Raw genomic sequence first — 14752 nt, forward strand, 5'->3', positions numbered from 1 at the left:
TTTTGCTGCTATTAAATGACCGAGTCCGAGGGGAGCGAACGCGAGATATGCTGTTGGAGATGGAGCAGATTACGAAGAAGTACGGCGGCTTCACCGCTAACCGTGACATCCGTTTTAATTTGCGTGAGGGAGAGATTCATGCCCTGGTAGGTGAGAATGGAGCCGGTAAAACAACCTTGATGCGTATGCTGTACGGTATGGAACAGCCCACGTCAGGCACAATCAAAGTCCGCGGACGTGAGGTGAGCTTTGCCACGCCATCCCAGGCGATGGCAAGTGGCATCGGCATGGTGCATCAGCATTTCATGCTGTTCCCTTCCTTTACGGTGGCGGAGAACATCGTGATCGGACGCGAACCGGCTAAGGCAGGCGCATTTGACCGCAAAAAAGCAGCGGCTCAAGTAAACGAGCTTGGCAGAAAATATGGTATGCCGGTCGACCCGTGGAAAAAAGTGTCCGAGTGCCCGCTTGGCATGCAGCAGCGTGTTGAAATTCTCAAGGTGCTGCATCAGGGCGCAGACATCATTATATTGGACGAACCTTCGGCGGTATTGACACCACTTGAAGTGAAGGAATTGCTGGCGAATATGAAATCTCTCGCCAAGCTGGGCAAAACCTTTGTACTGATCACGCACAAGCTGCAAGAAGTCATGGATGTAGCCGACCGGATCACGGTGCTTCGGGATGGTCAGGTGACAGGTACGTTGGAAGCGAAGGATACACATGTGGAAGAATTGTCCCGTCTGATGGTTGGTCGTGAACTTGTGCGTATGGACAAGCAGCCATCGGTTCCAGCGGAAGCGGTGCTTCAGGTGGAAGGGATCAATCTGTCCGGAGCGAAGGATCGTTCGGCGCTCAAGGAGATCCATATGGAGGTTCGAAAAGGTGAGGTCGTTGGTATAGCGGGTATCTCGGGTAACGGCCAGTCGGAACTGATTCAGGTCATTGCCGGACTGCGTAAGGCGGATAGTGGTCGCGTCTTGCTCTCCGGGCAGGATACAACCAACTGGCCGGTACGGCGTATCCGCGAGCATGGACTTGCTCATATTCCGGAAGATCGTTATATGTGGGGAGCGGCCAAGGATGCGAGTGTTCGCGAGAACGGGCTAATGGGACACCATCATCGCTTGCAGTCACGCGGCATTATCAAAGCCAAAGCAGCAAGAACAATGGTAGAGAGCTGGATCCAACAGTTCAGCATCAAGACAGGTTCTGCGGAGACCAAGGCACAGTTTCTGTCTGGAGGAAACTTGCAGAAGCTGATTGCTGCCCGTGAATTTGCACAGGATACACCGTTTCTGATTGCAGCCGAACCAACACGTGGTGTGGATATCGGAGCGATGGAGACAATCCATGCTGAATTGCTGCGCAAACGTAGCGAGGGCGCGGGTATTCTGCTCATTTCATCGGAGTTGTCCGAAATTTTGCAATTATCTGATCGGATTATTGTCATGTATGAAGGCGAAATTGCCGGAGAACTGAGAGCAGAGGAAGCAACTGAGGAACAGATCAGCTTGTTAATGGCAGGAGGGAAAGAGCGGATATGAATCGGGTAAAAGAAACACTTCGCGGACTCGTGCAGCCGCTGCTTGCCGTATTCATCGGTCTGATTGCAGGGGCTGTAGCGATTCTGATCGTTGGCGGTGATGTGGTAGATACGTATGCGGAGATGTGGAAAGGAGCCTTTGGCAACTTCTACTTCTTCACCAATACGTTGGCTCGTTCCACACCAATCATCTTGGCGGGGCTTGGCGTAGCATTGGCATTCCGTGCCGGATTTTTCAATATGGGAGCCGAAGGCCAGATGATTCTTGGAGGGCTCAGTGCCGCGCTCACGGCGCTCTATCTGCCAGGGCCAGGCTGGTTTGTGTGTATTGCTGCGATTGTGGCTGGTATTGTTGCCGGAGGAATCTGGTCCCTGTTTGCTGGTTGGCTGGATGCTCGTTTCGGCATGAATCTGTTGATTACAACCTTACTACTTAACTATATTGCCATTTATTTTGGTGGATACATGGTCTCCTATCCATTCAAGGATCGGACTGGATCTGCAGCGATGGCTCAGACACCCATGATTGATCAGAGTATCTGGTTGCCGAAGTTGTTCCAGGGCATGGGGCTACATGCAGGCTTCATCATTGCCATTGTAGCGGCCATTCTGATCTATTGGTTCACGCATAAAACGGTGACCGGTTACGAGATCCGCATGCTCGGCAGCAACCCGTCCTTTGCAACCTACGGTGGTGTTCGCCGCATTCGCATGATGATGCTGTCCATGGTCATCAGTGGTGGACTTGCTGGACTCGCGGGTGCGGGGGAAGTGCTCGGTACACAGTACCGTTTCCTTGATGGCTCATTGTCATCGGCAAGTTACGCATGGAGCGGCATTATGGCCACGTTGCTTGCCCGCTCGCATCCACTCGGTACAGCTGTAGCAGCTATTTTGCTGGCTGCGCTACAGACGGGTGCCATGGGGATGGAACGGAACACGGATGTACCGCTGGAAGTTGGCAGTGTCATCCAAGCTGTATTGACGTTATTTGTATCAGCTCAGATCGGTTATTCATTCCTGAAGCGGAGAAAGGAGAAAAAGTCCAATGCAACAACTGTTTGATGCAGCCATGTTTGGCTCAACCTTGCGGATTATGACTCCAATCCTGCTTGCAGCGCTCGGTGGGGCTTTATGTTCTCGTGTAGGTCTGTTTAACGTGGGTCTTGAAGGACTGGTTCTGATCGGTGCGTTCTCCGCTATTGTCGGTAATTATCTGTTTGGCAATGTGCTGCTGGCGGTACTCTTTTCCATTATAATTGTGATGTTATTCTCGGCGCTCTTTGCCTTTATAAGCATTAATCTGAAGGCCAATGCCATCGTGGTCGGGATCTCGCTCAACTTCCTGGCTGCGGGGGTGACGACCTTTGCATTGCGTGCGATTTTTGATGTAAAAGGTGCATACTACGACAAAGACATGGTTGGACTTCCCAAGTGGGATATTCCGCTGATTAAGGACATTCCGTGGGTCGGCGATGTAATATCGGGACATAGTCCTCTGGTCTACCTCGGCATTGTGCTCGTGATTGCACTGCAATTTTATCTGTTCAAAAGTGTATCCGGCTTCCGCCTGCGCTCCGTCGGGGAGAACCCGATTGCAGCGCAGAGCATCGGGATCAAGGTACGCGGTATTCAGTATGGTGCCGTTCTGATGTGCGGTGTGTTGTGTGCTCTGGCTGGAGCACAGTTGTCGCTCGGTCAGGTAACGATGTTTACCGAAGGCATGACTGCTGGTCGTGGTTTTATCGCGCTGGTAGCAACGATGCTGGGGCAAGCGAATCCGCTTGGCGTGATGGGCTCCAGTGTACTGTTTGGTTTCATGGAAGCATTAAGTATTCGTCTGCAAGGATTCTCCCTGCCAACGCATTTCACATTGATGCTGCCGTATATTGTGACGCTGGTCGCGATGTTCTTTTTCAAAGACCGTACCTATGCACAGGATGCACTGAAAGCGGGCGGAAGCTCGCGTTAATTCTGAATGTCTATGTTAGAGACAGTAAAAGAAGGAGGAATTCCACTTGCATAACAAGGCTGAACGTTTGAAAAAAAGTAAAACCCCGGCACCCAAAACAGGTAACGATCACGGAGATCGGCTGCCGCCAGGACAGATGCTGACGGAGAAATTCCCGATTCTGCATGAAGGGGAAGTGCCGGAATATGACCTGTCCACCTGGGACTTGAAGGTATTCGGCGAAGTGGAGGAAGAGAAGGTGTTCTCTCTAGCTGAGTTACAGGCGATGCCTCAGGTGAACACGGTGAGTGATATTCATTGTGTTACCCGCTGGTCGAAATTCGATACGCCGTGGGAAGGTATACGCTTTTCCGATTTTGTGAAACTTCTGGGGGTTAAGCCAGAGGCAAAATACGTCATGATCCATGCAGATCATGATTATGAGACAAATGTACCGCTCGAAGAATTGATGCATGATGATGTATTGCTTGCATTCAAATATAACGGTGAGCCACTAACACCCAAACATGGTTTTCCACTGCGTATGGTTGTGCCACAACTTTACTTCTGGAAGAGTGCGAAGTGGATACGTGGTCTGGAGTTTATGACAGAAGACCGTAACGGATTCTGGGAAGTGAATGGCTTCCACCATTTTGCCGATCCGTTCAAGGAACAACGCTTCTCGGGTGAAGATCTGCCGATTCCGGAAGACGAGTGGACGAAGAAGGAGTTTGATTAAAGATAGTTTGATTATAGAGGTTGTTCAAAAAGTCCGCTTTTGATTACGAATCATGCCTAGTAGCATCATCAGCATCGAAGATGAAATTCAGCCGAAATGTCCGTTGCTCACGTAGTTTCCCTACGCTCCGCTACTCCATTTCTAGCTTCATTCCATCTTCTCGGTACTGAAAAACAGAATTTTTGAACATGTACTTATAGAAAGTTTGATTAAAAGGAGTGGATGAACATGTTGCTGCCCATTTTGCAAATTCATTCGGAAGACATGCCGGCGTATGCTATCGTGTGTGGTGACCCGGCACGTGCGGAGAAGATTTCCCACAAGCTGGATGGGGCGAAGGAACTCGCATTTAGCCGCGAATATCGTACCTTTGTAGGAGAATTCGAAGGTGTGCAGATGGCTGTGGTCAGCCATGGCGTAGGTTCACCGGGAGCGGCTGTCTGCTTCGAGGAGCTGATTCGGGCAGGTGTAACGACGCTGATTCGTGTAGGTACGGCAGGCTCGTATACCGCCGATTATCCGGCGGGCAGTGTCATTGTCAGCACGGCAGCTGTTCGTTCGGACGGGCTGACACGCCAACTGGTACCGGATGGTTTTCCTGCGGTTGCCGATATCAGCGTTACGAGCGCATTGATCGCTGCGGCCCGTGGGGTGGATAGCGGCGCAAGCAACGCAGCAACCGTTAGCGAAGCGGGAACGCCAGCCCTGAGCGATGGTAAAGTCGGCGTGGGAATTACGGTGACGCTGGATGCCTTCTTCGCCGGGGTGGAGGAGATTCCGCATCGCAAATACAAGCAGGCGGGTGCACTTGCCGCCGAGATGGAGATTGCGGCGCTTTACATTGTCAGCACCCTTCGCGGTGCGCGTGCCGGGGCAATTGTTGCCATCGACGGCTTCGCAGACAGCGATCTGGCCGCCGAGTATGATCCGCATACAGATGCGGTAACCCACGCGGTGGAACACGAGATTGAAGCTGCGCTGCGTGCGCTGGCTGCACTGGCTCGCCAGGATTCGTAATAAGGGGAATGACTCGACTTTCGTTTGTTGGTTGATCAATGGAGTATGGAATGTGTAAGAGGAATAGACTAACGAAAAATCCGGATTTCCTTCTAAGGAGTCCGGATTTTTCGTTAGTCTATCGAAGTATAAATAATATAAGGTGCATGATCTGTTTTAATGTGAGCTCTCATGAAATCCTGTGATTAACAGATGTGATAGAACCCCACAGTTTTTTCACAAAAGACAATTAACCAATAACTGCAACTTTGAATCGATTATGTTTGCACTGCTGGAACTGAGTTTTATTAGTTATAGTCTCCTCTCACCTTGTAATGGGCGGGAACAACAGGATTCACACGAATTGGAATCTGGGAGGAAGTAAATATTCGACAAGAGAAGACACATGTGAACTTATGTATGTTTTTTTTTATTTTTTTAGGATGAACATTCATGCTACTTCATTTCAAAGTATGGTTTAAAGAAAATCTAATATCTGTATTACGCTTAGAAAATCCTGAGATTGCTAATGAATTATTAATCAGAAATGGATGAATTCCTACTCTTTAATGTTGTGTGACTGCTGGTAAAATAGTAATATAGTGATAATATATTCTATATTTTGTATCGATAAAATTGTGAATTGATAAGTCTGAAGTGTTTTAAGAAGATTAAAGGAGGAGAATAATCATATGATTCAACTGATTGACGTTACTAAATCCTATTCAAACGGAAATGTTATAACTCATGCTCTTCATGATATTAATTTAACGTTTCACAGAAATGAGTTTACAGCGATTATAGGAGGTTCTGGGTCGGGTAAATCTACCTTGCTGAGTCTAATAAGTACTCTAGATTTACCTTCATCAGGAACAATAGCATACGAGAATACGGATATCTCCATACTAAAAAAAAATAAACTAGCGGATTTCAGGTTTGCCAATATCGGTTTAGTATTTCAACACTTCCACTTACTACCTACACTAACAGTAATTGAAAATGTGATGTCTCCGTTCTTTGGTCGTAAAACAAAGGTTAATTATAAAGAAAGAGCAGCGGAGTTACTTAAACAACTGGGGCTAGAAAATAAAGTGTCATCTCTCCCATCACACCTCTCTGGGGGAGAACAACAACGAGTTGCGATTGCACGGTCTTTGATTAACCAGCCGGAGTGGCTACTTGCTGATGAGCCAACAGGCAACTTGGACTCTCATAATGCAGAGAATTTTTACAATATACTTCTTGATCTAAAGCAGAGACTTGGGTGTGGAGTTATTGTAGTTACACATGATGGGAAGCTTGCGGAAAAGGCAGATCGAATTATCGAAATAAAAGATGGCCGGGTACAAGCCGAGACTATTTCTTCTTGTGGAGTTGTAAGATGTTAAGTTTAATTTGGTCTTTTTGGTGGCGGTACAAGGAACGATTCATAATTATGCTGGTAGGCATATTGATTGTCTCTTCAGGGCTTAGCTTCTTATTAGGGTTAGGTGAATCAAACAAAGGAACAGTGATGGAAACGTTACAGAATAAGTGGGAGGTATCTTATCATATCCTCGTACGTCCTCCTGGGACAAATTTTACTGATGAAAAAAATGGTCTATTCGAACCTAATATACAAGGTGGGATATCTGGGGGCATATCTCAGCAACAACTAAAGACAATAAAAAAAATAACAGATGTGGAAGTTGCTGCTCCTCTTGCGGTCATAGGCTATCACAGAATAGGTGTCAAATTTAATGAAGAGGCCCACTTAAAAAGTTACGGTATTTATAAAGCAAAATTGAATATTACAGCTAACAATGGAATACAGGATCAGACAACAAATACATTCACTAATTACATAACCTATGGGCCATGGTATAACAGTTCTGAAACCTACCAAAAATATGGTATATCATATTTCAGTGAAGGTACTATGAACCAATATGCATATGAGAATGCATTTCTAGTCGGTATTGACCCCGTGGAAGAGAATAAGCTTATTGGGTTGGAGAAGGCGGTGATTCCCCTTTCAAACGGAGACAGTCGTTATTTCGAGTCCTCAGATTATAGCCAGATGGATCAACAAGATTCTAATAAATTGATCAATTTGCCTATTCTTGTGAGTGATAAGCTTTTTGGTAATAAAACATATGCATACACATACGAGCGTTTGGATCTTCCATTTAACACCGCAGAAGAAACGGAAGCTACGATGACAGAAGTGGAGGAAAATGGAGGATTAAATTATTTAAAACAAATAAAAACGGATGAAAGTCAATCCTACACGTTTCATTCAGATCAGGCTGCACAACAAATGATAGCTAGCCTTTCTGATACCAGACTACAAGATCAAGGCTTTCAGCAACTTCAAAAAGCCACGCCTTTGGCCTTTAAATCTGTTCCAAGTCCTTTTCCAGAGCGGTGGCCATATACTTATAGGCTTCAGACATTTGATGATAATGATCCATCTTTGAAACTTCAATTTCCCGAATTTTATCGTCCATATGAAGTGTTCAGTAATCCGGATAATCCTGAAGAGTCTAATCATTTTTTTCTCAGGCCACATTATGTCGGAATGTATGACCCGGATAAGCTTCAGGTAAGTAAGCAAGTCGACACTCGATTTCCAATGGACACTTATACGACTCCTGTAGCAAAGTATATTTTCGATGATAATGGACGCACGGTTAATCCTCCGGTATCTATCTCAACGATTAATAATCCTTTAGGGTTTATGACAAGTCCGCCTACCATGCTGACCACACTGGATGCAGCATCTTATATAATGGGAGAAAAGCCGATTTCTGTCGTTCGCATCAAGGTGAATGGAGTCAACGAGATATCGCAGGCGAGTAAACTTAAGCTTGAGCAGGTGGCAGCAGATATTCGTGAACAGACCGGCTTATTAACTGATATCACTTTTGCTTCATCGCCTCAGCCTGTTTTAATACAAGTCCCAGCAAGCGGTTCACAAACAAAGTTGGGATGGATTGAACAACAGTGGATTAAGCTTGGGGCCACATATACATTAGTAAATGAAGTGAAGGTCGGATTTTCGGGTATGCTCTTATTAGTTGTTTTAGTAGCTATTATATATGTCATTGCGACCAATCTAGTTTCCTTTCTAGCTCGAAAAAAACAATTTGCTATCCTGCTTACTTTGGGTTGGAGACATGCTCAACTCAGGAAATTAATCGTAATAGAAGCTGTACTGATCTCTGTGTTCGTTGCTTTAGTCACTTGGTCCATTGGTGGTTACTTCGTATTTCACGGCAACCAGAAAATTTCGTTAATGAATTTTCTGTTCATAGGTGTATCCAGTTTATTCATCTACATCATTGGTGCTGTCATACCTATTATCTTAATTCAAAAAATTAATCCTATAGATGCTATAAAATCAGGAGAATCTTCGACTAATGCCTGGCGAATAATTCCTATTATTGGAATTTCACAGCTGGCAATAGCTCATTTTTTTGGTAAAATAAGGAGGAATGTATTATCCGTCATTTCTATGGCGTTTCCGGCAGTATTACTGATGTTCTTTGTTTTCGTTACGATCCGTTTACAGGGAACCTTTTATACGTCTTGGTTAGGCCAGTATGCTGCTGCTGAGATTGGTCCTCTGCACTATATTGCGGTTGGAGTATGTCTTGTTATTTCAGTTCTGACAGTAGCTGAGTTGATGTGGCAAAATATATTGGAGCGAAAGCAGGAATTGTCTTTATTAAAGGCTATTGGTTGGAGAAACCGTTCTATCAGCCAGCTCATCGTATGGGAGGCTGTGATAAGTGGCTGCATTGCCGGTATGCTTACCCTTTTACTTGGATTAATTGCTATTACAATACTATATCAGAAGTTCCCTATACTTGAATTGTGGTATCTATCATTGGTTTCCCTCGTTCCTATTGCTGCATCTGTTGCCGCTTCTTTGATTCCGGCATTTTTGGCAGTAAGAGATACACCTCAACAGGGATTAGTTGGTTTCGCACAAGATTCATTCTTAATGAAGGCTTTGACAAAAATAATCTTTCCGATCACTGTCATTCTAGTTGTGTGTGTTACTTTGGCTTCGTTTATGCATATCCTGACCCAGAATTCTGAAGTCGAACCAGAAGTGGACAGTGAGTCATCCCTAAGTGCATCTTCAAGTGCGTATGAAAATCAAGTATCGTCACGACTTGGTGATCTGACGGGTTATACAGCTAAATCAGTACCCAATGGGAGTCATGCAGTATATGATTTGCACTTACAAATGAGTGATGAAGAAACCTTTACTGCTAAAGCATCCGTAAACATTACTAATGTTTCAAATGACAAGTGGGATGAGTTGGTTTTTTATATGATACCCAATGTGTTTACGATAGAGGGACATTCGCTAACCTACCGAAAAGATGCACGATTCGTTCTGAAAGAAGTACTTATCAATGGAGAGAAGGCTTCATATTCACTTGAGTGGGATACTCTTTCCATTCCTCTGTTAGATGATTTACATCCATCTGATCAAATTCAGGTTGAAGTGAATTATGAATTTACGGTGCCTGAGAATGGAATTCGTTTGTCTAAAACAGGAAAAAGCTATGACTTGGCAGAATGGTATCCGATGATTGCTACCTATAGCAATGGAGGCTGGAATAAGCAACCTTACACGCCCTCTATAGAATCTTTTCATACTGGGTTTAGCGATTTTTCCTTACAATATGAACTTCCGGAAGGTTACAGGTTAATCAGTTCAGCAGATAATGATCCTAATGAAGCGCTTAGTACTGGAAAAGTAGATATTCGAAACATAAAAGAATTGACGGTTATTGTATCTAAGGATTTAAAACCGCTCATGAAGAAAATAGAGGGAATTGAAGTAAGAGTATGGGGCACTAAGGATCAGAGGGTACAGATGGAGCAATCACTCCTTACTGCGACTGCTGCTATTACCTACTTTAATGAAAAGATAGCTCCTTACCCACATAAACAGCTTGATGTTGTTCTTGGCGAGCGTCTATCCATGGAATACCCGGGATTAGTCACCGTATATTTTAAAGAGGATATGAAGCATACTATTGTTCATGAGATTGCACATCAATGGTTTTATGCAATCGTCAGCAGTGATCCTTACCACGATGGCTGGTTGGATGAAGGGATTACAGAACTTAGCACATCTATATTTCTTATGGATTATTCATTTGCGGAATATCATAATGCAAATACCAAAGTATCCAATCTGCCTTTATCTGAGCTTGAGTCTGGAGATGTCGCAGCTTACTTATATGCTCAGCCTGTGATCAAATTGAGACAACTGTTTGAGGCTTATGATGTTGAAGGTACTGATTTTTTAAAAAACTATTATAATACCTTTCGTTATAAACAAGTGAATACGGAAGGCTTCGTAGAATTTGTGAAAGCATACTTTCAGATGACAGATAATAAGTTTTTTGAAGGATGGATCAAATAGGTTAGAACAGTAAGTGATAGAAATCAAGCTTACGACAGATAAGCTGACCGAGTAATATAAAGGTCAGCTTTTTTGATTCTCTTTTTTGGAGGAAAATAGTTAAAATGCTTTAATACGACAAAAAAAGACAAAAAAACTTAATTAAACTTATATTATTAGTTCATTAGTCATATTTACCTATAAGGGAAACTTTGTTAATATTTGATTAATAAGTTTGTTAAAACTTATACTGAGTTTAATAATAGTAGATTTTGATTAAGCATAGAGGTGGATACTTTGAATGAATAATTATTTACTGATTCTCATTGTTTTGCTGTTGCTTATTACAGTAATAACGTTAAGTGTAGTTGTTTTCAAAAAACTTAATCATTTATGGGGCGAACTCAAACAAATCCAAACTAATAACCAGATTCATCTGAATTCATCCATTGGAGTAAACATTCATGAGCATCTCGTCGTTCCTGATCATTTGACTAGCAGGTCCTTCGTTTGTTTAGTTGCAAGCACGGGTTGTTCTCATTGCCACGAAGCCATTGAGGAGTTGTTACAGGAAAGAGATAAACTAACAGTACCAATTTTGTGCTTATTAATGGTTACTGAAGAAACTAATGCAATGGATGATTTTCACTCTAAATTTGGAAACGAAATGGAAATTGTGGAAATGAGCATGGAGACGATGTGGAAATTAAAAATCTATTCTGTACCTTACTACATACTGGTTGATAATGTTGGGGAGATCAAAATTCAGAAACTCACACTTAAAGCTACTTTAAAAAGTATGCATAATGTTGAAGCTTTATTTGTCTAAGTCTAATCTATATTCAGGAGTGGGATATGAAAAATAATCGTCTATTGTGGGGGATTAAGTACATATGGATACATAATAAACAATTATTGATAACTTCTGTATTGTTCAGTGTACTCTTAGGAATTGAGCCTTACTTCACATTGTTGGTTACAAAAGAACTGTTGAATGAGATATCTAATTTTATAGGTAATGGTACTACAAGCTATTCAATTATCATTTTGTTATTATGCGCTCAAATCCTCTTACAGATTTATACTTCTTATATGAACTATCTTCAAGAATATTATGAGAAGAAGAACCTTGCTCTACTTGAACACTGTTTGAAACTTGGATTGTTTGAAAAAACTAGTACTATTCCCTTACTTGTTTACGATGATCCTGAATTTCATAATCAATTCAGTCGAATAAACAGCAATATTGCAACGAGATTTTGGACGCCCATAAAAAATATTGTTAGTATGTTCAGAACCATTATTAGCTTAACGTCTTATTTCCTAATATTACTTTCAATACATTGGATACTAGTACTAATCTGTTTGGCAGCTACAGTACCCTTATGTATTATTTTCACTCGCCTTGAAAAGGGGAAGTACCAATTCAATTATACAAATACTTTGTTGAATAGAGAAATTGGGTTTCTTTCTTTTATTCTTACAGATCGACAAAATATAAAGGAATTAAGGATTTTTTCTTTGAATAATTATTTTAAATTATTATGGAGCCGAAAATTCAAAGAACATGCACAAAAAACACTACAGCTTGAAATGAAACAAAACAAGATAAAAGTGGCTCTAGAAGGTATCAATTCAATTTTTTACGTAATATGTTCGCTTTTAATTCTATTTCTAATGAAGAATACACGCAGTTCTATATTAATTGGTGATTTTGTAGTTATTAATCAAGCATTGATGAGCACTCAAAGTTCGTTGAGACAGTTATCATATTCATACTCTCAGATTAGAGGGAATATTTTATATTTAGATGAGTTCTATAGTTTTATGAATGACCACTTTCTCAAGATAGATCAAAGTTTGGATGAATTATATGAGAAGGGGAAAGGGGACTTAAGTGATGAGCACATAGCTTTTCGTGACGTTTCTTTTAAATACCCAAGCGGAACGAAGGACGCCCTGCATGGAATAAGTTTTTCTGTTAATAAAGGTGAGAAGATAGCGATTCTTGGAGAAAATGGATCTGGAAAAAGTACGTTGCTTAAATGCTTAGTAGGGCTTTATATGGAGTATAGTGGTGAAATTAGAATTCAAGGAATAAGTAGCCGGAAATACGAAGAAAATCAGCTTCGAAATAAATTTTCGGTGGTTTTCCAGGATTTTATTAAATACCCCTACTCCATTAAAGAGAATATTACTTATGGAAACATAGAAGATGCAGATAACAACGAAAAAATGATAGAATCTAGCAAAAAAGCAGGCTTTCATAATATAGTATCGCGACTTGCTGATGGTTATGATACACCATTAAGTAATTTCTTGAATCCAGGAGTAGATATCTCTGGAGGGCAATGGCAAAAGCTGGCTATATCTAGAGCGTTATTCAAAGATTCTGAGATCATGGTGTTTGACGAGCCTACATCATCCTTAGATCCAACATCAGAAATTGGAATTTATAATCAATTATTCAGTCATACTGAAGATAAGACAATTATTTTTGTTTCTCATCGAATAGCTGCTGCAAGATTTGCTGACAAAATAATAATGATGAAAGAAGGTAAGGTTGCTGAACAAGGAAGTCATGATGAGTTAATCACTTTAAAAGGTGAGTACTATAAATTATTTGATATGCAGTCTAGATGGCTGGTCAGCAAGAATGATTTTGGAAAAGTAGGTGTTTGAGTTGGTAGAATTAATACTTGTTTTGAAATTGTTCTTGGCTCTCATCTTTCTAAGTTCTAGCATAGAGAAAATGCTGGATATGAACAAGCATAAGGGGAATGTAAGGAATTATAACATAGTTCCTAAGCAATTTTTGCATATTGCTGGAGTGCTGGATGTATCTCTTGAATTTCTAACCGGGATAGGTTTAATACTTGGCTTATATCATCCTGTTTTTTTCTCGATAGGATCATTATTGCTGTTAGTTTACACGATTGCTATTACTATAAACTTACTACGTGGTAAGACGGATCTAAGTTGTGGGTGTAATGGAATGGTTGGAAATCACAACATTTCCTGGGTGTTAGTGATGAGGAACATAGTTTTGGTTGGATTGTGTCTTTTAGGGATTTACTTCGGTAGTTACATTGTAGAACAAAGGATAAACAACGCAAGTTATCTGTTAAAACTACTTGCTTTCTTTTCTCTTGTTTTTATATTCTTGATCACCCAGAATGTGCGAAAGGTTATTAAGTTTTATACTTTTTACAAAATTACACGATGAGGAGCTAGTTATGGAACGATTTTTTATTATCTCTAATATATCCCTATGGATTATTGTTCTAATTCAATTGGTATTTATGTATCTGTTAACGAAGTCGATGGTCTCATTTATAAATAAGTTTCAAGAGACAGCTCCTGTTGATTCCACAGCTGTAGATGTAATTTTAGGCGAACAGGTTCCTGTTTTTAAAGGTAAAGACCAGAGAGGGAATATTTTTGATTCTTTAAAAATTCAAAATTCCTCCATTACAAAATTGTTATTCTTAAGTGATGAATGCGGTACTTGCAATGAAGTACTTGATAGATTGTCCAACATTCCAGATCCAAATAAATATCTGGTTATCAAGAGAGACATTAATAAAGATATTCCTTTAACTTTGAGTGACAAGGAACAAAGGCATCCCATTATTCGATCTACTAAAGTAATGAATATATTTGGAGTAAAAAAGGTTCCGTTATTTATTACCTTGGATAAAAACGGAGTGATTCAGGGGATTGATGAATTAAAGGATGCTAACAACCTTGATAACCTTTTAGAGGCTTGATTAATTAAAATTCATCCAAATTCGAAAGGAGGTGAGATAAATGAACTTTTTCGCTAAATCTATAGGGGTTTCTGCAAGAATAGAAATATGCTCGTGTACTTATAAAAAAAATATTTGTACTCACTCACCATGGATTTGTAATATTAATGCTACGGGACATGGATCATCAGTCCTTGTTGACTGTACTACTGGAGAAGAGTGCAGTTCAGTGGTTCTTGAAGAATGCTGTAGGAGATAGGATTATTAAGAACTTTGGAAATTAATTTATCAATAGAGGAATATAACAAAATGCTTTCTCATTATTTTTGAGGGAGCATTTTGTTATTCAACTATATATGTA

At 41.3% G+C, this 14752-nt stretch carries 10 protein-coding genes; all 10 read left to right on the forward strand.

Annotation, left to right across the window (positions count from 1 at the left end):
* Positions 1-47 precede the first annotated feature (47 nt).
* The 10 genes from MKY66_RS02215 (at position 48) to MKY66_RS02260 (ending at position 14412) form a co-directional block, all read left to right on the forward strand.
* Complete coding sequence (locus tag MKY66_RS02215; protein ID WP_076216061.1) at positions 48-1547, forward strand: ABC transporter ATP-binding protein; 1500 nt, start codon at positions 48-50, stop codon at positions 1545-1547.
* Complete coding sequence (locus tag MKY66_RS02220) at positions 1544-2611, forward strand: ABC transporter permease (protein WP_076216059.1); 1068 nt, start codon at positions 1544-1546, stop codon at positions 2609-2611. Before MKY66_RS02215 ends, MKY66_RS02220 begins: the two co-directional genes overlap by 4 nt.
* Positions 2595-3518, forward strand: coding sequence for an ABC transporter permease (locus tag MKY66_RS02225; protein WP_017691011.1), 924 nt, complete (start codon positions 2595-2597; stop codon positions 3516-3518). Before MKY66_RS02220 ends, MKY66_RS02225 begins: the two co-directional genes overlap by 17 nt.
* A 46-nt stretch (positions 3519-3564) precedes the next feature.
* Complete coding sequence (locus tag MKY66_RS02230) at positions 3565-4236, forward strand: sulfite oxidase-like oxidoreductase (RefSeq protein ID WP_017691010.1); 672 nt, start codon at positions 3565-3567, stop codon at positions 4234-4236.
* Between the two features lie 228 nt (positions 4237-4464).
* Positions 4465-5253, forward strand: coding sequence for a nucleoside phosphorylase (locus MKY66_RS02235; RefSeq protein ID WP_076216056.1), 789 nt, complete (start codon positions 4465-4467; stop codon positions 5251-5253).
* Between the two features lie 671 nt (positions 5254-5924).
* Positions 5925-6620 (forward strand): ABC transporter ATP-binding protein, encoded by a 696-nt coding sequence (locus tag MKY66_RS02240; protein ID WP_076216053.1) that lies wholly within the window; start codon positions 5925-5927, stop codon positions 6618-6620.
* Positions 6614-10663: an FtsX-like permease family protein gene (locus tag MKY66_RS02245; RefSeq protein ID WP_083657358.1), complete on the forward strand. Its 4050-nt coding sequence runs from the start codon at positions 6614-6616 to the stop codon at positions 10661-10663. The genes MKY66_RS02240 and MKY66_RS02245 overlap by 7 nt, the downstream gene beginning before the upstream one ends.
* Before the next feature lie 280 nt (positions 10664-10943).
* Positions 10944-11471, forward strand: a complete 528-nt coding sequence (locus tag MKY66_RS02250) for a hypothetical protein (protein WP_076216050.1) — start codon at positions 10944-10946, stop codon at positions 11469-11471.
* A gap of 26 nt (positions 11472-11497) precedes the next feature.
* Positions 11498-13324 (forward strand): ABC transporter ATP-binding protein, encoded by a 1827-nt coding sequence (locus MKY66_RS02255; RefSeq protein WP_076216048.1) that lies wholly within the window; start codon positions 11498-11500, stop codon positions 13322-13324.
* A gap of 554 nt (positions 13325-13878) precedes the next feature.
* Entirely contained in the window at positions 13879-14412 is a 534-nt protein-coding gene (locus MKY66_RS02260) for a hypothetical protein (RefSeq protein WP_076216042.1), read from the forward strand.
* Positions 14413-14752 lie beyond the last annotated feature (340 nt).

The organism is Paenibacillus sp. FSL R5-0766, from assembly GCF_037971845.1.
Taxonomy (GTDB): domain Bacteria; phylum Bacillota; class Bacilli; order Paenibacillales; family Paenibacillaceae; genus Paenibacillus.